20 protein-coding genes and 1 tRNA gene are annotated in these 19,133 nt (G+C 56.8%); 10 read left to right on the top strand and 11 right to left on the bottom strand.

Going from position 1 to position 19,133, the window contains the following annotated elements; translation table 11 throughout:
• Positions 1-5 precede the first annotated feature (5 nt).
• From VJ698_RS15300 to maiA, 7 genes are all read left to right on the top strand, one after another.
• Positions 6-434 carry a hypothetical protein gene (locus tag VJ698_RS15300; RefSeq protein ID WP_324103646.1) on the top strand — a complete coding sequence of 143 codons (429 nt, stop codon included), beginning with the start codon at positions 6-8 and terminating at the stop codon, positions 432-434.
• Between the two features lie 295 nt (positions 435-729).
• Complete coding sequence (locus VJ698_RS15295) at positions 730-1,659, top strand: branched-chain amino acid ABC transporter permease (RefSeq protein ID WP_324103645.1); 930 nt, start codon at positions 730-732, stop codon at positions 1,657-1,659.
• Between the two features lie 11 nt (positions 1,660-1,670).
• On the top strand, positions 1,671-2,891 hold the full coding sequence (locus VJ698_RS15290) for an ABC transporter permease subunit (protein ID WP_324103644.1): 1,221 nt from the start codon (positions 1,671-1,673) through the stop codon (positions 2,889-2,891).
• A gap of 9 nt (positions 2,892-2,900) precedes the next feature.
• Complete coding sequence (locus tag VJ698_RS15285) at positions 2,901-3,671, top strand: ABC transporter ATP-binding protein (protein WP_324103643.1); 771 nt, start codon at positions 2,901-2,903, stop codon at positions 3,669-3,671.
• Positions 3,671-4,396, top strand: a complete 726-nt coding sequence (locus VJ698_RS15280) for an ABC transporter ATP-binding protein (RefSeq protein WP_324103642.1) — start codon at positions 3,671-3,673, stop codon at positions 4,394-4,396. The genes VJ698_RS15285 and VJ698_RS15280 overlap by 1 nt, the downstream gene beginning before the upstream one ends.
• 244 nt (positions 4,397-4,640) lie before the next feature.
• Entirely contained in the window at positions 4,641-5,333 is a 693-nt protein-coding gene (locus VJ698_RS15275) for a fumarylacetoacetate hydrolase family protein (RefSeq protein ID WP_324103641.1), read from the top strand.
• A gap of 20 nt (positions 5,334-5,353) precedes the next feature.
• The gene (gene maiA, locus VJ698_RS15270) at positions 5,354-6,010 is read left to right on the top strand and encodes a maleylacetoacetate isomerase (RefSeq protein WP_324103640.1); all 657 of its coding nucleotides are present in this window, start codon (positions 5,354-5,356) and stop codon (positions 6,008-6,010) included.
• A 293-nt stretch (positions 6,011-6,303) separates the two neighbouring features.
• On the opposite strand, the gene VJ698_RS15265 is transcribed toward maiA, so the two are convergent.
• From VJ698_RS15265 to VJ698_RS15255, 3 genes are all read right to left on the bottom strand, one after another.
• Positions 6,304-7,155, bottom strand: a complete 852-nt coding sequence (locus VJ698_RS15265) for a fumarylacetoacetate hydrolase family protein (RefSeq protein ID WP_324103639.1) — start codon at positions 7,153-7,155, stop codon at positions 6,304-6,306.
• Positions 7,156-7,287: 132 nt separating this feature from the next.
• Positions 7,288-7,596: a hypothetical protein gene (locus VJ698_RS15260; RefSeq protein ID WP_324103638.1), complete on the bottom strand. Its 309-nt coding sequence runs from the start codon at positions 7,594-7,596 to the stop codon at positions 7,288-7,290.
• A 527-nt stretch (positions 7,597-8,123) separates the two neighbouring features.
• Positions 8,124-8,198 (bottom strand) — tRNA-Arg (locus tag VJ698_RS15255).
• A 148-nt stretch (positions 8,199-8,346) separates the two neighbouring features.
• Here VJ698_RS15255 and VJ698_RS15250 point away from each other — a divergent pair.
• Positions 8,347-10,254 (top strand): ATP-binding cassette domain-containing protein, encoded by a 1,908-nt coding sequence (locus VJ698_RS15250; protein ID WP_324103637.1) that lies wholly within the window; start codon positions 8,347-8,349, stop codon positions 10,252-10,254.
• 4 nt (positions 10,255-10,258) lie between these two features.
• Here the strand turns inward: VJ698_RS15250 and VJ698_RS15245 are convergent, their stop codons facing one another.
• Both VJ698_RS15245 and murJ read right to left on the bottom strand, forming a co-directional pair.
• Entirely contained in the window at positions 10,259-11,098 is an 840-nt protein-coding gene (locus VJ698_RS15245) for a SirB1 family protein (protein WP_324103636.1), read from the bottom strand.
• A gap of 75 nt (positions 11,099-11,173) precedes the next feature.
• A complete protein-coding gene (gene murJ, locus VJ698_RS15240; RefSeq protein ID WP_324103635.1) occupies positions 11,174-12,724 on the bottom strand; it encodes a murein biosynthesis integral membrane protein MurJ in 1,551 nt (516 codons plus the stop codon).
• 251 nt (positions 12,725-12,975) lie between these two features.
• Between murJ and rpsT the strand changes: the two genes are divergently transcribed.
• Entirely contained in the window at positions 12,976-13,242 is a 267-nt protein-coding gene (rpsT, locus tag VJ698_RS15235) for a 30S ribosomal protein S20 (protein ID WP_324103634.1), read from the top strand.
• Positions 13,243-13,432: 190 nt separating this feature from the next.
• Here rpsT and VJ698_RS15230 read toward each other — a convergent pair whose 3' ends face one another.
• The 3 genes from VJ698_RS15230 to VJ698_RS15220 all read right to left on the bottom strand — a co-directional run bounded on the left by VJ698_RS15230 (position 13,433) and on the right by VJ698_RS15220 (position 14,972).
• Positions 13,433-13,885: a DUF192 domain-containing protein gene (locus VJ698_RS15230; protein WP_414691169.1), complete on the bottom strand. Its 453-nt coding sequence runs from the start codon at positions 13,883-13,885 to the stop codon at positions 13,433-13,435.
• A 146-nt stretch (positions 13,886-14,031) separates the two neighbouring features.
• On the bottom strand, positions 14,032-14,226 hold the full coding sequence (locus VJ698_RS24615) for a hypothetical protein (protein WP_414691168.1): 195 nt from the start codon (positions 14,224-14,226) through the stop codon (positions 14,032-14,034).
• A gap of 152 nt (positions 14,227-14,378) precedes the next feature.
• On the bottom strand, positions 14,379-14,972 hold the full coding sequence (locus VJ698_RS15220; RefSeq protein ID WP_324103632.1) for a pseudouridine synthase: 594 nt from the start codon (positions 14,970-14,972) through the stop codon (positions 14,379-14,381).
• Positions 14,973-15,293: 321 nt separating this feature from the next.
• Here VJ698_RS15220 and icd point away from each other — a divergent pair, with 321 nt between their 5' ends.
• The gene (gene icd / locus VJ698_RS15215; protein WP_324103631.1) at positions 15,294-16,547 is read left to right on the top strand and encodes an NADP-dependent isocitrate dehydrogenase; all 1,254 of its coding nucleotides are present in this window, start codon (positions 15,294-15,296) and stop codon (positions 16,545-16,547) included.
• A gap of 108 nt (positions 16,548-16,655) precedes the next feature.
• On the opposite strand, the gene VJ698_RS15210 is transcribed toward icd, so the two are convergent.
• The 3 genes from VJ698_RS15210 to VJ698_RS15200 all read right to left on the bottom strand — a co-directional run bounded on the left by VJ698_RS15210 (position 16,656) and on the right by VJ698_RS15200 (position 19,052).
• Positions 16,656-17,285 (bottom strand): response regulator transcription factor, encoded by a 630-nt coding sequence (locus tag VJ698_RS15210; protein ID WP_324103630.1) that lies wholly within the window; start codon positions 17,283-17,285, stop codon positions 16,656-16,658.
• Positions 17,286-17,291: 6 nt separating this feature from the next.
• Positions 17,292-18,647, bottom strand: a complete 1,356-nt coding sequence (locus VJ698_RS15205) for a cache domain-containing protein (RefSeq protein WP_324103629.1) — start codon at positions 18,645-18,647, stop codon at positions 17,292-17,294.
• 201 nt (positions 18,648-18,848) lie between these two features.
• Positions 18,849-19,052 carry a cold-shock protein gene (locus tag VJ698_RS15200; RefSeq protein WP_136415665.1) on the bottom strand — a complete coding sequence of 68 codons (204 nt, stop codon included), beginning with the start codon at positions 19,050-19,052 and terminating at the stop codon, positions 18,849-18,851.
• Between the last annotated feature and the right edge of the window lie 81 nt (positions 19,053-19,133).

Genomic DNA, 19,133 nt, shown 5'->3' with positions numbered 1-19,133 from the left:
GCCGGATGTCTGCATTTGGACATCCGGAATTTAATTCAGACCACCCCGTTTATTTCCATCGATTGTTTTTTGCGTTCATCGTTATGATGCTGCCTGCAACGTTACCCGCTCGCGATGCAAATATCGATCGTGTTTTCGCTCCAGCCCCGGATACAGAAAACAGCGTAAGGAAGTCGCAGACGGAATACCTGGAATCCAGGCTTCGATCCAGCAAAAATAATCAGGAAGTTTTGCCCCGGATTGAATATAAAGTAAACATTCTTGTCTTTTTAAAACTGCGGGTACGTTTCATGCAGGATCGAGTCGGAAAGGCAGCAGCTGTTTTGCATGCACTTTTCTGGAAATACGGCGACCGGGCAACGGTTCGAGGTTTCAATACGGAACAGGTTAGGTATAATGCCGCGCGGTTCCGTGGGCTCACAAGGCAGCACTAAACTATAAGAAAGTTTTTACCAAAGACGGGAAAAGGAGACACTATCATGCGCATTGATCACGCCATCGCTACCCGCATTGCCGAGGCAGATCCTTTCAGATAAACATTGAATATTCAAGCGGCACCCATTTGGCTTTTCCCGGGGGTGCCGTTTTTGTTATCAGAGATGATTTTGCTGCAATCGCACAAGGAAATGTCATGAGAGGCGTGGGGTTTCCAGGCAGTTCATGATATTTCCAATACCGCGATGAAGTTGCAAAACGACTTGAACGATCTTTTATAGAGAGTAGGAAATCATGGATACATTTATCCAACAAATCATCAACGGGCTGGTGCTGGGAAGCATGTACGCCCTTGTCGCGCTCGGGTACACCATGGTGTATGGCGTGCTCAACCTGATCAACTTCGCGCATGGCGACGTGCTCATGATTGGTGCGATGGTGGGTGTGACCATCCTGAAGATCGTACAGTCCGTCGCTCCGAACCTTCCTGGCATCGTCAAGCTCTGCATCGCGATCATCGGCGCGATTCCGGTGTGTATTGTCGTCAATATCATCATTGAACGCGTGGCATACCGTCGCCTGCGCAATGCACCTCGCCTAGCGCCGCTGATCACGGCGATCGGCGTGTCGATCCTGTTGCAGACGTTCGCGATGATGATCTGGGGTCGAAGCCCGATTCCTTTCCCGCAAGTCATGCCGACCGAATCGTTCGAGATCATGGGTGCGCTGATTTCGCAGACCCAGGTCATGTTGCTGGTGCTGGCGCTCTTGTCGATGATCGCCCTGGTACTGCTGGTCGAAAGAACAAAGATGGGGCGTGCCATGCGCGCCACCGCTGAGAATCCGCGTGTGGCAGGCCTGATGGGTGTAGATGCAAACAAGGTGGTCGTGCTGACCTTCGCCATGGGTGCCGCGCTGGCGGCCGTTGCGGGCGTAATGTGGGGGGCAAACTATTCCTCCGCCCAATTCGCGATGGGCTTCGTGCCTGGCCTGAAGGCATTCTCGGCAGCCGTGCTGGGCGGCATCGGCAACATCTACGGCGCAATGGTAGGCGGCGTGCTGTTGGGTCTGATCGAAAGCCTTGGCGCCGGCTACATCGGCGATCTGACTGGCGATTTCCTCGGCAGCCAGTATCAGGACATTTTCGCGTTCATCGTGCTTATCATCGTGCTCACATTGCGTCCCTCCGGCATCATGGGTGAACGCGTGGCGGATCGTGCGTAAAGGGGAATCACATGTCTACACTGTTCGACGTCAAACACAATCCGCGCAAGGCATACACGAGCTTTGCCATTCTCGTTGTCATGTTGGTGGCATTCCCGTTCATCGCTGCCAACTACGGTAATTCCTGGGTGCGCATCATGGACCTGGCGCTGCTGTACATCATGCTGGCGTTGGGCCTGAACATCGTGGTCGGTTTCGCCGGCCTGCTGGATCTTGGCTATATCGCCTTCTATGCACTCGGCGCCTATATGACCGGGCTGCTGGCATCACCACAATTCGCCACCGTGCTGGAATCCTTTGTGAACCAGTACCCGGCAGTAGCCGACGTGCTACGGGCAATGGTGGGAGATGAGGCTGCCAAGAACGGCATCCATCTGTCGGTCTGGCTGATCGTGCCGCTGGGCGCGGCGCTTGCAGCTGTCTTTGGCGCCTTGCTCGGTGCGCCGACCCTGAAGCTGCGCGGCGACTACCTGGCGATTGTGACCCTCGGCTTCGGTGAAATCATCCGCATCTTCATGAACAACCTGAATGCGCCGGTCAACATCACCAACGGCCCGCAGGGCATCAACCTGATCGACCCGATCCGGATCTTCGGCGTGTCGCTTGCCGGCGAACCGGGATCAGGCGCGATGGTAAAGTTCGGTCCGTTCTCGATGCCCTCAGTGAACGCGTACTACTTCCTGTTCCTGCTGCTGTGCTGCGCAATCATCTTCATTACGATCCGTCTCCAGCATTCGCGTCTGGGCCGCGCCTGGGTTGCAATCCGTGAAGACGAGATTGCCGCGAAGGCAATGGGCATCAATACCCGTAACATCAAGCTGCTCGCCTTCGCCATGGGCGCGTCCTTTGGCGGCGTTTCCGGTGCAATGTTTGCTTCGTTCCAAGGATTCGTGTCGCCGGAATCGTTCTCGTTGATGGAATCGATTGCAGTCCTCGCGATGGTGGTGCTCGGCGGTATCGGCCACATCCCCGGCGTCGTGCTCGGTGGCGTCATTCTTGCCGCACTGCCGGAAGTGCTGCGTCACGTCGTGGAGCCGGTTCAGCGTCAGCTGTTCGGCACCGTCCTGATCGAAGCGGAAGTGCTGCGCCAGCTCCTGTATGGTCTGGCAATGGTCGTCATCATGCTGTACCGTCCGGCCGGTATCTGGCCTTCGCCGCGCCACGAGGATCGAATGGATGCGAACTCGCAGAAGCGCCTCGATGAAAAAGAACCTACTGCACTCGCAGCATAAGGAAATTCCATGAGCGAACAAGTCATTCTGAATATCGCGGGTGTGAACAAGCGGTTCGGCGGCCTGCAAGCGTTGTCGGACGTGAACGTCAAAATCATGCGTGGCCAGATCTATGGCCTGATCGGGCCGAACGGCGCCGGCAAGACGACCTTCTTCAATGTCATCACCGGTCTCTATCAGCCGGATACCGGATCGTTCGAGCTCGCCGGCAAGCCGTATTCGCCGTCTGCGCCGCATGAAGTGGCCAAGGCAGGCATTGCCCGCACCTTCCAGAACATTCGCCTGTTCGGCGAAATGTCTGCACTGGAGAACGTGATGGTCGGACGGCACGTCCGCACGCATCAGGGCGTCCTCGGCGCGGTATTACGCCACAAGGCGGCGCGCGAGGAAGAAGCCGCGATTCGCCGCCGCGCCATGGAGTTGCTGGATTTCGTCGGCATCGCACATTTCGCCAATCGTACCTCGCGACACCTGTCCTACGGTGATCAGCGTCGCCTCGAAATTGCGCGCGCGCTCGCCACCGATCCGCAGCTGCTGGCACTGGACGAGCCGGCGGCTGGCATGAACGCGACCGAAAAGCTCGCGCTACGCGAACTGCTGGTCAAGATCAAGGCTGAGGGCAGGACGATTCTCCTGATTGAACACGACGTGAAATTGGTGATGGGGCTCTGTGACCGCCTGACGGTTCTGGATTACGGAAAACCGATTGCGGAAGGCGTGCCGGCCGAGGTGCAGAAAAACCCGGCCGTCATCGAGGCATACTTGGGAGGGTCTCATTAATGAATGAAAATATCCTGAAGATCAGCAGCCTGAAAATCGCTTATGGCGGCATTCAGGCGGTCAAAGGCATCGACCTTGAAGTCAACAAGGGCGAGCTGGTAACGCTGATCGGCGCCAACGGTGCGGGCAAAACCACGACGCTGAAGGCGATCACCGGCACGCTGCCGGGCTGCAAGGTGGAAGGGCAGATCCATTACAGTGGACAGTCGATCAACGGCACGAATTCGTTCGAGCTCGTGAAAAGGCAATTGGCGATGGTTCCGGAAGGTCGTGGCGTGTTCACCCGCATGTCGATCCTCGAAAACCTGCTGATGGGTGCCTACATTCGCAACGACAAGGATGGCATCCAGGCTGACATCGACAAATGGTTCAGTGTCTTCCCGCGCCTGAAAGAGCGTTCCTCGCAACTGGCCGGCACCTTGTCTGGCGGCGAACAGCAGATGCTGGCGATGGCGCGCGCGCTGATGAGCCATCCGAAGCTCCTGCTGCTCGATGAACCGTCGATGGGCCTGTCGCCGATCATGGTGGAGAAGATTTTCGAAGTTGTTCGCAATGTGTCGGCGCAAGGCGTGACCATTTTACTGGTCGAGCAAAATGCGAAACTGGCGCTGCAGGCGGCACATCGCGGCTACGTGATGGATTCCGGCCTGATCACGATGAGCGGCAATGCGAAGGATATGCTGGACGATCCGAAGGTAAAGGAAGCCTATCTCGGCGAAGGCTGACCGGACAAGGTCCAAAGCACCGCCAATCAACCGCCTTGGATGCGCTGCAAACAAGGCGGTTTTGTTTTTGGCGGGCGAATGCATGCATGACGCGCAGAGGCTCATAGGCAATGGCATAATCGAGATCGCGTTTCAAGATCATTGGCACACGCAGGGAGATTCAAGCCTTGCCGCGTGCTGTAACGATTGCCATACCCGCGGATGTGCTTGTCGCGGGCAAATCCAGAAAACCCAGGAGTCCGCCATGAATTTTGTCTTCCCTCCACAAACTGCCGTCGTTCCTGTTGCCGGCAGTGACGCCATGTTTCCGGTTCACCGTATTTACTGTGTCGGCCGCAACTATGTCGAGCATGCGAAAGAGATGGGCGCGACCGGCCGCGAAGCGCCATTCTTTTTCATGAAACCGGCAGATGCCGTCCTGCCGGTAGCGCACGGAACGATCGGCGAAATGCCTTACCCTGGCATGACGAATGACCTGCATCATGAGGTCGAATTGGTGGTGGCGATTGGCAAGGGCGGAACAAACATTGCGGCGGCAGACGCGACGCAGCACGTCTGGGGTTATGCCGTCGGCCTCGATATGACACGCCGTGACCTTCAGGGCGAGGCGAAGAAACTGGGCCGTCCGTGGTGCACCGGCAAGGGCTTCGACTTCTCCGCACCGATTTCGCCGATTCACCCGATCACCGAGACGGGCTCCATCGTGCAGGGCGAGATTCGGCTCGATGTCAACGGCGCAACCCGCCAGAATAGCAATATGGAAAAGCTGATCTGGAACGTCGCAGAAACCATCGAGCACCTGTCGAAGTACTATGCGTTGCAGCCCGGCGACCTGATTTTCACCGGCACGCCTGAAGGCGTCGCGGCGGTCCGGCAAGGGGACCTGCTGGAAGCGACGATTGAGAGTGTGGGCGACTTGCGAGTCAGGATCGTCTAGGAAAATTTTCTGGAGGGGCGGTGAAACTTTACGGCTACTTCCGCAGCTCGGCATCCTACCGGGTACGCATTGCGCTCAACCTCAAAGGGCTGGCGTATGAGAAAGTGCCGGTGGACCTGGTGAAGAACGGCGGCGAACAGTTCTCGGACGAGTACCGCAAGCTCAATCCGGACGCACTCGTGCCGGCGCTGATTGACGTTGCGGCCGACGAGCCGGCAGTGCTGGTGCAGTCGCTTGCCATCATCGAGTACCTTGACGAGACGCATCCGAAACCGCCCCTGTTGCCGCCTGATCCTGTTGATCGCGCATTCGTACGCGGTATCGCCATGTCGGTTGCTTGCGACATTCATCCCCTGAACAACCTGCGCGTGTTGCGCTACCTTTCCCGACAATTGCGTATCGACGAAGATGGCAGGAACGCCTGGTACCGGCACTGGTGCGAGCAGGGCCTGGGCGCGATTGAAGCGATGCTCGCGAAGGACAAGCGGGTTGGCCGGTTCTGCTTCGGTGACGCGCCGACGCTCGCCGACTGCTGCCTCATCCCGCAAATTGCCAATGCCCGGCGCGTCGACTGCGATTTTTCAGCCATGCCCAACGTCATGCGCATCAATGACGCCTGCCTGGCATTGGACGCATTTGCCATGGCAGCGCCGGCGAATCAGCCTGACGCAGTATAGGTACTCCACCTTTGCCTGAGCAGTATCACGACATCGAGCCCGTCGTGCTAATTCGCAATCAGCTTGACCGTCGGTGCGGCGGCTCCAATCATGACCGCGCGGATGATCCCGGGCTTATTTTGATACGTCCGCTATGCCGTGCACCAGGGTGATCGAACACCTGCTCTTCGCGCAGGAATCTGTGGCATCGTGAGAGACGATAGCAGAGTGAATTCGCATGGCATTACAGGGTAGCCGCAAGAATCAGGGAAACACCCCCTGATTCTTGCGATGGGAGTGCGGCGGCGGCTTTCTCAGTCCGCCTTGTAAGCGACGACAATCTGCTGCTGTTCGCCGAGACCGGAAATGCCAAGTGACAGTACGTCGCCGCGCTTCAAGAAGCGTGGTGGCTTCATACCCATACCTACACCAGGCGGCGTACCGGTCGCGATGATGTCGCCGGGCATGAGCGTCATGAAACGGCTGACGTAGCTGACGATCTTCGCGACTGAAAACACCATCGTCCTGGTATTCCCCGTCTGCATCCGTTTGCCATTGAGGTCGAGCCAGAGATCCAGGCGTTGTGGGTTGGGTACTTCATCGCGTGTCACCAGCCATGGCCCGACCGGCCCGAAGGTATCGCAACCCTTGCCCTTGTCCCATTGCGGGCCGCGTTCCAGCTGGAATTCACGTTCGGAAACATCATTGACCACGCAATAGCCCACGACATGGCTCAGGGCATCCTTTTCCGGAACTGAGCGGGCCATCGTGCCGATCACTACGCCGAGTTCGACTTCCCAGTCCGATTTCTTCGAACCCTTCGGCAGCATCACCGGATCGTTTGCGCCTGAAAGCGAAGTCGTCGCTTTCATGAACACAATGGGCTCTTTTGGCAACGGCATGCCTGCTTCCGCCGCGTGGTCGGAATAGTTCAGCCCGATCCCGATGAATTTGCCGACCTGCGCAATCGGCACGCCCCAGCGCGGCGTTCCACGCGCCAATGGGAGTTTTGTGTGATCAAGCCTGGCGAGTTTCGCCAGAACCTTGTCCGACAATTGTTCGGGGCCAATATCGGGAATGACGGCGGACAGATCGCGCAATTTGCCATCGCGATCGATCAAACCCGGTTTTTCCTTGCCGGGACGGCCATAACGGGCCAGTTTCATGCGATCTCCTTGGGAAAAACGCTCGCAGGATTTTCCTGTAAGCAATGCAATCAGAGATCGCAATATATGCGCCTCCCGCTGCCTTGTCCACCATGGTCACGCGGAGACGGATTGCCGAGGTGTTGCTGTCTTCTATTCGCCGCTGCTCAGCGTTTTCTTGGCTTCGGCAAGGTCATTCTGCAAATTGGCCCTGGCGTCCTTCAGGCAGGTTGTCCGCTCTGCGCCGCGCACTTTTCTACAATCGGCGACAGCTTCCTTGTAGGCCGCGTTGGCTTCCCGTGTGGCGTTCTTGTAGCGCGCCTGAGCCGACATGTCCTCAGTCGTTTGCTGCGCCTCGGCCTTGCTGACCGATTGATGCTTTGCCGCCATCGCTGGCACTATTGCCAGCACCAGACATGCAAGGAAAGATACGGCTGCGCAGCGTTTCGCGTTGTCGTTCATAAGGTCCTCCAAAGTGCTCACATGGGAAAGCAGCGTTCGTGCATGCTCGCTGTCTTGATTTTCATCAACGAACGAATTCCCTTGCGGATCATGAACATAGGCATTGTTATCCGTGGTTATCCACAGAATTGGCCACAGTTTATGTGAGTAAATTCAAGTGGCAGGAATCGGCCGTTATTCAGGGTGTGGAGGGCGGAATGATAAGCTTGCCCAGCAGCCGAACTCGCTTTGTCACCTCGGATGAAAGGTCGAGCGCCGCGTCAGATTCCTCCTTGCCGGGATTTGGTTCAGGGACAGTGGTGTTGTCCGGTTTGGAAAGAGGGGAATTCTGGTGGTCTGTCGTTGACATCGTTAACCTTGACGGGAGTAGTCTCATCCCATGGTAGTACGCGTTGATCTCGTGGGCGCGGATCGATGCCTCGACATTGAGCTGCGTCATTGTGAAGGGAGGGCGTGCTGACAGGAAGAATGGTTGCCGATTTCGTGAAGAAGGAAATCGCTGGAGGCCGACATTGCCAAGGTGAAATTGGTCCCGCCGACAGGAATCGAACCTGTATCTAGCGCTTAGGAGGCACTCGTTCTATCCATTGAACTACGGCGAGACGCTAAGTTGCGACGGACGTATTTTCCGCCACGCCCGAGATTATAGCCGAGACCTTGCATAAATAACTTTCCAATCGCAGCAATCGGTACAATGCGTGCTTCATTTCCTGATTAAGGTACGTTTCCCCTGCGGAAGCGGTCTTGTGTATGGCAGTCATTTCACTCACCAACGCCCAGCTCGCATTCGGCCATGTGGCCTTGCTCGATCATGCAGAATTTTCCCTCGAACCCGGCGAGCGCGTCGGATTGATCGGCCGAAACGGCACCGGCAAATCGTCCCTGCTAAAAATCATCGCTGGCATTTCCAGGCTCGACGACGGGCTGCTTGTCATGCAACAGGGACTGAAGATCGCCTACGTCGAGCAGGAGCCGCAGTTTGCGGGCGACATGACAGTATTTGATGCGGTCGCCGGCGGCATGGGCGAACTCCAGTCGCTGCTGACGGAATACAACACACTTACCGAACGCCTGGGAGGTGCCGACGACGAGGCGTTGATGGAGCGCATGCATGCCATTCAGGCGAAGCTGGATGCAGCCGATGCATGGAATCTGTCGAACCGTGTGGAAACCATTCTCGCGCGCCTCAATCTCGACAAGGATGCACTGATGGGCACACTGTCCGGCGGCACGCAAAAGCGCGTAGCGCTGGCGTGCGCGCTCGTGAGTGCGCCTGACGTGCTGTTGCTCGACGAACCGACCAACCACCTCGACTTCACTTCCATCCTCTGGCTGGAAGGATTGCTGCGCGATTTCAAGGGCAGCATCCTGTTCATCACGCACGACCGCTCCTTCCTCGATAATGTGGCGACCCGCATCGTCGAACTCGATCGCGGCCGCTTGCTCTCCTTCCCTGGCAACTTCAGCGCATATCAGGCGCGCAAGGCGGAACAGCTTGAGATCGAGGCCGTCGAAAACGCTAAGTTCGACAAGTTTCTCGCGCAAGAAGAGGTGTGGATACGCAAGGGCGTGGAGGCGCGCCGTACGCGTAATGAGGGCCGTGTCCGTCGACTGGAGGAATTGCGGCGCCAGCGCAGCTCACGACGGGAACAGCAGGGACAGGTCAAGCTGGATGTTGCGGCCGGAGAGCGCTCCGGGAAAATCGTGGCGGAATTGACCAACATCGAGAAGCGCTATGGCGACAAGGTCATCGTGCGTGGCTTCAGCGCCACTATCCTGCGTGGCGACAAGGTCGGCCTGATCGGGCCGAACGGCGCGGGCAAGACAACGCTGCTCAAGCTCATTCTCGGCGAAGAGCAACCCGATTCAGGCGCGGTGAAGCAGGGAGCACGGCTGCAGATTGCGTATTTCGACCAGATGCGCGCGCAGTTGAACGAGGAAGCAAGCCTCGCCGACACCATTTCGCCAGGCAGCGACTGGGTCGAGATCAACGGGCAGCGCAAGCATGTCATGACGTATCTGAGCGATTTTCTTTTTGCTCCGGAGCGGGCGCGTTCACCGGTCAAGTCCCTGTCGGGAGGCGAGCGCAATCGCCTGCTGCTTGCCCGCCTGTTTGCCAAGCCGGCGAATGTGCTGGTGCTGGATGAGCCGACCAACGATCTGGATATCGATACCCTCGAACTGCTGGAAGAGCTGCTGGAAGATTATAGCGGCACGGTGTTCCTTGTCAGCCATGACCGTATGTTCCTCGATAATGTCGTCACTCAGGTGATCGTTGCGGAAGGCAATGGCGTGTGGCGCGAGTATATCGGCGGCTACAGCGACTGGGAGCGTGTGCGGGAAGCGGTTGCGCCGGCTCCCGCTAGGCCGGTGCCGAAAGCCGATGCCAAGCCAGCAACGAAGGAAGCACAGTCGGGATCGGCAAAGACAAAGAAGCTGAGCTACAAGGAGCAACGGGAACTGGAAAGCCTGCCGGGATTAATCGCCGCGCTGGAGGATGAGCAGAAAGCGATCTCGGAACAACTGGCTGATCCGGAACTGTATCGACAGCGACCCGAGGAGGTGCAGCGGCTCAATCAGCGATTTGCCGAAATCGACGGGCAGCTGCTCGAGAGTCTCGAACGATGGGAGGCGATCGAAGCCAAGACAAAAGTGTGAACGTTCAGTTCATGCGTCGGCTTGCTTCCCGCAACTCAGGCAGCTTGCTGCGCAATAGTTCGGCGTCAGGCGCGTATGGCCGCTCCGCGAGGTAGGCTTCCAGGTCGTCGAGTGCCGCTTGGGGGCACTCCAGATTGGCATAGGCCAAGCCGCGGTCGCGGCGTTCGGTAATTTCGTCAGGAAGCAGGATCAGCAACCGTTGCTGTACACCGAGCACGCGTTGCCAGCGCATGTGTTCCACAAACAGCGTCTTCAGGTTGCGTAGCATGCGCACGAGGATCTCGCGCGGATGGGCGGCGTGCAGGTAATAGGAAAGTGGAATCGCCCCGGGATAGCTCTGCTGTTCGAAGTAAGGCTCGAGTCGTTCTTCCAGCTCTTCGCGCGACAGGCTGGCGCCATTGAAGGGGTCTAGCACGATGTCCCCGGATTGCACCGACAGTTTCATCAGGAAGTGGCCTGGAAATGAAATACCCTTCATGTTCAGGCCGATCTGCTGCGCCAGTTCCATATACAGCACCGCCAGCGAAATCGGAATGCCGCGGCGCGTGCGAATCACGCGATGCAGATAGCTGTTGTCCGGGTCGTAATAATCGTTCACATTGCCGCCGAACCCCAACTCACGATAAAAGAAATGATTCAGCATGCGCAGCTTTTGCACGCTGGAGGCGTCAGACGGAAGCCGTCGCTGCAATTTCGCCGCAAGCCTGTCAACCTCCACTTGTGTCTCTTCCAGATCGAGCAGCGGATCGACGTCCTGTGCTATGGCCAATGCCGCCTCGAACAGCGGGATGGAGTCGTCCTGTTGAACCAGCGACGCGAAGTAATCGAGAGTTTTGATCACCATACATTAGCCATCATAAACCATCGTACAGCCAAATAAAGGCCGGGATGAAAAACGATGGCGATTCCGGAGTCCCTGTCAGGCCGTGACGCGCTTGAAGTCGCGGAAGCGGAACCCCATGGCAAGTAATGCACCGAAGTATGTTACTCCGCACGCAAGCATGACCAGGCACAGCGCTGTTACCCGATGCAGGGGGGTGGCGCGCATTGCCACCCAGTCGAATTGTCCGCTGGTCCAGAGAGCGACGCCGGCCAGCAAGAAGAGGGCGCCGGTCAGCTTTGCGAGGAAGATTCCCCAGCCGCGATGCGGCACATAGATGCCGCGTCGGCGCAGTCCCCAGAACAGGAACGCGGCATTCAGGCAAGCGCCGAGTCCGACCGAGAGCGCAAGGCCAGCGTGTGCAATCCACGGCACGAACATCAGGTTCATGAATTGTGTCGCGACCAGGACAACGATGCCGATCTTCACGGGCGTCCTGATGTCCTGCTTCGCATAGAATCCGGGCGCGAGAATCTTGACTACGATCAAGCCGATCAGGCCGACGCCATAAGCGACGAGCGCGTGGCTGGTCATGGTGACAGCCTGCGTATCGAATTTACCGTAGTGAAACAGCGTGGTCGTCAGCGGCTCGGACAGCGTGGCGAGGCCGACCGCGGACGGCAGGGCGATCAGGAAGGTGAGTCGCAATCCCCAGTCAAGCAGGGAAGAGTATTCCGTGTGGTCGCTGTCTGCATGCGCCTTCGACAGGCTGGGCAGGAGAATTGTCCCCAGTGCGACGCCAAGCAATGCAGTGGGGAATTCCATCAGGCGGTCGGCATAGGTGAGCCAAGACACGCTGCCAGCGGCGAGGTGGGACGCAATGTTGGTATTGATAATGATGCTGATCTGCGCGACGGAAACTGCAACGATCGCCGGCACCATCTGCCTCAGCACACGCTGCACGCCCGCGTCCTTGAGCGCGAACTTCGGATTGAATCCGATGCGTGGGAGCATGCCGATCCGGTACAAGGCCGGAACCTGTATCGCGACCTGCAAAATGCCGCCCAGCACCACAGCAATCGCCAGCGCATAGACGGGTTGTGCCAGGTGCGGCGACAGGAGCAACGAGGAACCGATGAAAGCGAGATTGAGCAAGACCGGCGTGAATGCGGGGACCTGGAATTGTCGCCATGTATTCAGAATGCCACCTGCGAGCGCAACAAAGGCCATGAAACCGATGTAGGGAAACATGATGCGCGTCATGAGTACGGAGACTGCGAACGCGTCAGGATCCGATTTAAGGCCGGTCGCGATGAAATAAACGACGACCGGGGAGGCAATGATCCCGAGGATGCAGGTTCCTACCAGCGCCATGATCAGAATAGTGGCGACATGATCGACCAGATCCTTGGTAGCGGCCTCGCCTTTCTTGTTCTTGTATTCGGCCAGGATGGGAACGAATGCCTGTGAGAAGGCGCCTTCCGCGAACAAGCGGCGCAAGAGGTTGGGGATGCGAAAGGCGACGTTGAACGCGTCGGTATAAGCTGAAGCGCCAAATGCGCGCGCGATGAGGAGTTCTCGCAGCAGACCTGTCACTCGTGACAGCATCGTCATGCCAGAGACGGTGGCAAGCGTTTTGTGCAGATTCATGGTGCGCAATTATAGTGCCGGAGCCAAGCTGGCCGGGCGATAAACGGCGGAGTTTGTGTAACCTTTTATTGCGCCTGCAAAATCGGCACAAACCTGCGCGGTGAATAGGCTCCCGTTGATGTTTCCGAAAGGAAGGTGGGCGGGCAAACATTCTAATTGCTCATTTCCCAAAAAAACGTTATAATCCACGGCTTTACAGAATTCTGTGTCGCAACCGCGAACGCAATCCGATTTCGTCTTAGGAACTATTCATGGCAAATACCGCACAAGCGCGCAAACGTGCTCGTCAAGCAGTCAAGCAAAACGCACACAACTCCAGCCAGCGTTCGACGCTACGTACCGCAGTCAAGGCCGTACGCAAGGCCATCGAAGCCGGCGACAAGGCAGCAGCTGCGCAAGTATTCCAGGCTTCTGTTTCGACGATCGATCGTATTGCTGACAAGAAGATCATCCACAAGAACAAGGCCGCTCGTCACAAGAGCCGTCTGGCTGCAGCCCTGAAGGCGCTTGCCGCTTAAGGTGCTGCTGTTGTCCTGACGGCTGGATGCTGTCAGGTAGCTGGACAGTCAAAAACCCGCTCAACTCAAGTTGTGCGGGTTTTTGTTGTTTCTGTATTTTGTAAATGCACCTGACAGCTGGAAATGGTGCATTCAAGGGCGAGTGGACTGAAGGCTGATCTTGGTCACTGCCCCGGCTTCTTCTGTTTGCCTAGCGAGGAAGTCCGTCTATCGCGCTTCCCGGCTTGATGTTTTTCTGCTTGAACCAGCCTTGGTTCATTTCCAGTGCGTAGCGAACCGGTCTCTTTGCGCAGTGCGGATTCGTCGTTTGCGGTTGCATATCCTCGATATTGACGATCTTGCCACTTTCGTCGATGAATGCGACGGAAAGCGGAATCACCGTGTTTTTCATCCACATGCAGACACCGGCCGGCGCCTCGAACAGAAACACCATCCCTTCATTTGGTCCCAGTTTTTCGCGAAACATCAAGCCTTGCTGGCGTTCAGCGTCTCGCGCGGCCACTTCCGCCTTGATCACATGAATACCCGCATTTAATGAGATGACGGGAAATTTTGCAGGTTGCTGGCTCATGGCAACGGGGCTGTTGAACGCAAGCACGGCAGCCAGCAAGGTTGATGCTGAAAGTTGGGTCCTGGAGATCATCTGAAGTTGATTACTGAGATAAAAAAGGCCTGGAAAGCTTAGCCCATAAGCGACGAAAAGACGGCGTGTATCGTCTCATTGCCTGAATATTGTCCAAAAAATAAAAAAGGCAGGACAAGCCTGCCTTTTTTACGCGGAAGCGGGAATTACTTGGAAGCTTCGGCAGAAGCAGCTGCAGCCTTCTTGGCCTTCTTGGCCTTCTTGGCTTTCTTTGCCTTCGGAGCGGGAGCGGCAGCAGCCGGAGCAGAGGCCGAAGCCGATGCGGAAGCAGGAGCGGGGTCAGCGGCGAATGCGGAAGCGGCGAACAGACCAGCGATCAAAGCGGCGATCAGGTTTTTCATTTTTGTCCCTCAAATTGGCATATTGATAAAAACGGTGATTCTCACGAATCAATGTGAATAACGAAATGCAAAAGCATCGGTTGACATGTTGTCTGAGGAAATTTTCAAATAGCCAATCCTCGGCTGTAGACTCGGCGGACCGGCATATGCATTTACATTGAGCTGGTGCGCCTGTGCGCATTGGCGCCAGCTTCCAGTTCCGCTGTCGATACCTCGCGCCAGTCCCCGGGCCATAGGGGATGTGTTGCCAGTGAAAATGGACCGACGGCGATCCTGACAAGCCTCAACGTGGGAAGTCCGACCGCTGCAGTCATGCGACGCACTTGTCGATTCTTTCCCTCGGAAAGGGTGATTGCCAGCCAACTCGTCGGACTGCTTTCCCGTTGCCGGATCGGCGGATTGCGTTCCCACAGCCATTCCGGCGGTTCGATCTGTTTCACGTCGCAGCGCTGGGTCACGAAATCGCCCAGATTCAGCGGCTCGCGCAATCTCGTCAGGGTATCGTCATCCGGAATGCCTTCTACCTGGACAATATAAGTCTTTGGCTGTTTGCTGTCGGGGTGGCTGATCCGATGCTGAAGCTTGCCGTCGTCGGTCAGCAGCAGCAAGCCTTCGCTATCGGCGTCAAGGCGCCCTGCAGGGTAGATGCCAGGAATGTCCAGGAAATCTGCAAGCGTCTTGCGGGTGGGATGCGGCGAAAACTGGCACATCACCTGGAAAGGCTTGTTGAAGAGAATGAGTGGCATGCGCTCGGCCGGGCGGAAAATGATGGACGCGTATTTTACGCTTTGTGCATCCACAACCGACGGACTAATCTGTTAGTCCGTCCCGGCGATTCCGCATGAGAGGGCATGACGAACCTCCTGCCTTGCGAAGCGCCGCAGAAGCAAGCAATCGGGTCGTCGATCCGATATATATTGCCGATAGAAAAGTTATGGCATCTAGTAAAATACTGGTGCATAATACGAAATGCTGTCTTATGTCTTATATAAGACTGAGATTCGACTTTAAAACAAAAATTTAAAGTGCAACCGCCTTCTATTCCTCCTCAACCCCCGGAGCCTACGATGTATCAACATATCAAAGTGCCTGCCGACGGCAAAAAGATCACCGTCAATGCCGATTTCTCGTTGAATGTTCCCGACAACCCGATCGTCCCCTATCTCGAAGGTGATGGCACCGGCGTGGATATCACTCCGGTCATGATCAAGGTGGTTGATGCAGCCGTTGCGAAGGCATATGGCGGCAAGCGCAAGATCAGCTGGATGGAAATTTTTGCTGGCGAGAAGTCGACCAAGGTCTATGGTCCGGATGTGTGGCTGCCGGAAGAGTCGCTGCAAGTCTTGAAGGATTACGTCGTTTCGATCAAGGGGCCATTGACGACCCCGGTCGGCGGCGGTATCCGCTCCCTGAACGTTGCGCTGCGCCAGGAACTCGACCTGTATGTCTGCCTGCGCCCGGTGCGTTACTTCAAGGGCGTGCCTTCACCGGTACGTGAGCCGGAGAAGACCGACATGGTGATCTTCCGCGAGAACTCCGAAGACATCTACGCCGGTATCGAGTGGCAGGAAGGCAGCGACGCCGCCAAGAAGGTGATCGACTTCCTGATCAAGGAAATGGGCGTCAAGAAAATTCGCTTCCCGGGTTCGTCCGGCATCGGCATCAAGCCGGTTTCCCGTGAAGGCACCGAGCGGCTCGTCCGCAAGGCGATCCAGTACGCCATCGACAACGACAAGCCTTCCGTGACGATCGTCCACAAGGGCAACATCATGAAGTACACGGAAGGCGGTTTCCGCGACTGGGCCTATGCGCTGGCACAGCACGAATTCGGCGCCCAGCTGATCGATGGTGGCCCGTGGTGCAAGTTCAAGAATCCGAAGACCGGCAAGGAAATCACAATCAAGGATTCTATCGCTGACGCGTTCCTGCAACAGATCCTGCTTCGTCCCGCAGAATACAGCGTGATCGCCACGTTGAACCTGAATGGCGACTACATCTCCGACGCGCTGGCAGCGCAGGTCGGTGGCATCGGCATCGCTCCTGGTGCCAACCTGTCCGACTCCGTCGCCATGTTCGAAGCGACCCACGGTACTGCGCCGAAGTACGCTGGCAAGGATTATGTGAATCCGGGTTCCCTGATCCTGTCCGCAGAAATGATGCTGCGCCACATGGGTTGGGTTGAAGCGGCTGACCTGATCATCACGTCGATGGAGAAGTCGATCGCGTCGAAGAAAGTTACCTACGACTTTGCGCGCCTGATGGAAGGTGCAACGCAGGTTTCGTGCTCTGGCTTTGGCGAGGTCATGATTTCGAACATGTGATTCGTTCGATGCAAGATGAAATGGCCGGAGCAATCCGGCCATTTTTTTTGGCGACAAGGAAAAGGGGGCTTATTCCGCCAAGTCCATTTGGCCTCTTATTATTTTGTGCTACCTGATCTGCGTCTGCTCCAGCGCGAAACGGATCAGGTCCGCTTGGCCTTCGATGCCGAGCTTGCGCTTGATGTTGAGCCGATGCGTTTCCACGGTTCTTACACTCAGGTTCATTTCGCGCGCGATATGCTTGTTCGATTTGCCTGTGGCGATGCATTTCAGCACTTCACGTTCGCGTGGAGTCAGCAGCAACGCCGGCGGCATGGGGCGGGCGAGCTGTTTTGCCAGTCCTGCGCTGTAATAGATGCCGCCTGACATGACCGTATCGATTGCCGTGATGATGTCGAGCGCCGGTGCATCCTTCAGCACGTAACCGCGGGCGCCTGCCTGGATTGCCTGCATCACGTACTCCGCCTTGTCATGCATGCTCAGCATCAGGACGGCAATTTCCGGATAGAGCGTATTAAGACGGCCGGTCAGTTCGATTCCGTTCATTCCAGAAAGATTAATGTCCATCAATGCGATGTCGATTGTCTGTGTCGCCGCATGCTGCAGTGCCTCATTCGCATCACCGGCCTCCGCCACGATCGTGAAATGCGGAATGGTCTCAAGGCGGGCGCGCAAGCCATCGCGCACCAGCGGGTGGTCATCGACTAACAGGATGTGAACGTACGGTTGACTGCTCATTTTCACTTACACTCTACGCAAGCTTGCGGTTACTCGGGTGCCCTCAACTGACGAGGCCACGTACATCGTACCGCCGACAGCCTCTACGCGTTCATGCATGTTGCGCAGGCCGATGCCTCGCTTGGGATGCTGCGCAATGCCGGCAACGTCAAATCCGATGCCGTCATCGGAAATGGTCAGCGTCACGTCGCTCTTGCTGCCAACAAGGCGCACGTTCACATTCCTTGCGTTCGCGTGGCGCTTGATGTTGGTCAGCGCTTCCTGTGCGATGCGGAAAAGCACGGTATTCGATACGTCCCCGAGGCCGTCGACTGAGCCATCGGCCGTGAACCGCGTTGTAATGGAGGTGTGCTCACTGAATTCCGTAACCAGGTGATCGAGCGCTGCGGCAAGGCCGAGGTCGTCAAGCAGGGCGGGCCTGAGATCGTGCGAAATGCGCCGGACTTCGCCCAGTACATCGTTGAGCTGTCCTGCTGCACGATCAAAGGAGGTGCGGGCAAGTTCAGGTTGCGCCGCGTTGGCAATCAGTTTGGCAATCCCTGACTCAACCTGCAGCTTGATCGAGACGAGCCACTGGCTGATCCCGTCATGCAGATCGCGCGACAGTCGGGCGCGCTCTTCTTCCTGTGAACGTACGACGCGTTGCGCAAGCGCGCGGAGTTTGGCATCTGCTACACGATTTTCGCTGATGTTCAAGGCCAGGCCGGAAAGCCCGATAATCAGTGCGCTCGCAATAGCGATGCCGGTGATCCACAGCATCGTGTTATTGATGTTCCCGGAAATCTGCGTGTCGATCTTGGCAAGAGCGGCATCCACGTCGTCAAGATAAAGGCCCGTTCCCAGCATCCATCCCCAGCGCTCGAGTTCAACCACGTATCCCAGCTTGGGAGACATCTTTCCAGACGACGGTTTTTCCCATTGATAGCGCACGAATCCGCCGCCGGCCTTCGCCTGCGCGATGAGTCGCTGTATCGTCGGACTGCCGTTTGTATCCCGAAGATCCCACAGGTCCCGGCCGACCAGTTCGGGCTTGCGCGGATGCATGAGGTTGCGGCCATGGAGGTCGTAGAGGAAAAAATAGCCGTCGTCGCCATAGTCGAGCGTCGCAAGGATGGCCTTCGCCTCATTCAGCGTTGCTTCATCATGTCGGCCCGACTCGTACAGGTGTTCAATCGAGCGAGTCGCCAGCACCACGAAATGCTTGAGCTCCGCTTCCTTGCTGGCGAGGTATGCGGCTTCCACCGACGTGCGCTGCTGTTTCGCCAGCACTGCCGCCTGGTAGCGGACGGCGAGGGCGATGGCGACCAGCGCAACGATAAGAGGGGTGATCGCGAGTAGCAGGATTTTTTGCCGGAGTTTCATGGGGCATTACTTTACAGCCATTTTCCCCATTTACGCATATACGACAACCGGGGTTTCCGAAATGGGATTCAATCAAGTTGCATTTTAGGAAAGAGTGGGTGGCGATCCTTTTATGCTCATGCAATCTTTACCTGACTAAAACCAGGACGAAAAAAAACCCCGCCAATGCGGGGTTTTTATTGTTCCAGCTAATCGATGTGATCAGGGCGATTGAATATTGGAAGCTTGCTTGCCCTTGGGGCCTTGCGTGACTTCGAACGAGACCTTTTGACCTTCTTTGAGAGTCTTGAAGCCTTGCATCTGGATTGCAGAAAAATGGGCGAACAAATCTTCACCGCCGTCATCGGGAGTGATAAATCCGAAGCCTTTGGAATCGTTGAACCACTTGACGGTACCTGTTGCCATAAAAGCGTCTTTCATTAATAGCTAATCACACGAGCCGTATAAGCAAGAAGCCTCGCGTCACGCTGCCGCCCCCTCCTAAAA

The organism is Noviherbaspirillum sp. (genome assembly GCF_035254685.1).
GTDB lineage: Bacteria > Pseudomonadota > Gammaproteobacteria > Burkholderiales > Burkholderiaceae_D > Noviherbaspirillum.
Note: the sequence above shows the minus strand (reverse complement) of the source record. Positions and strands in the feature narration are given on the sequence as shown.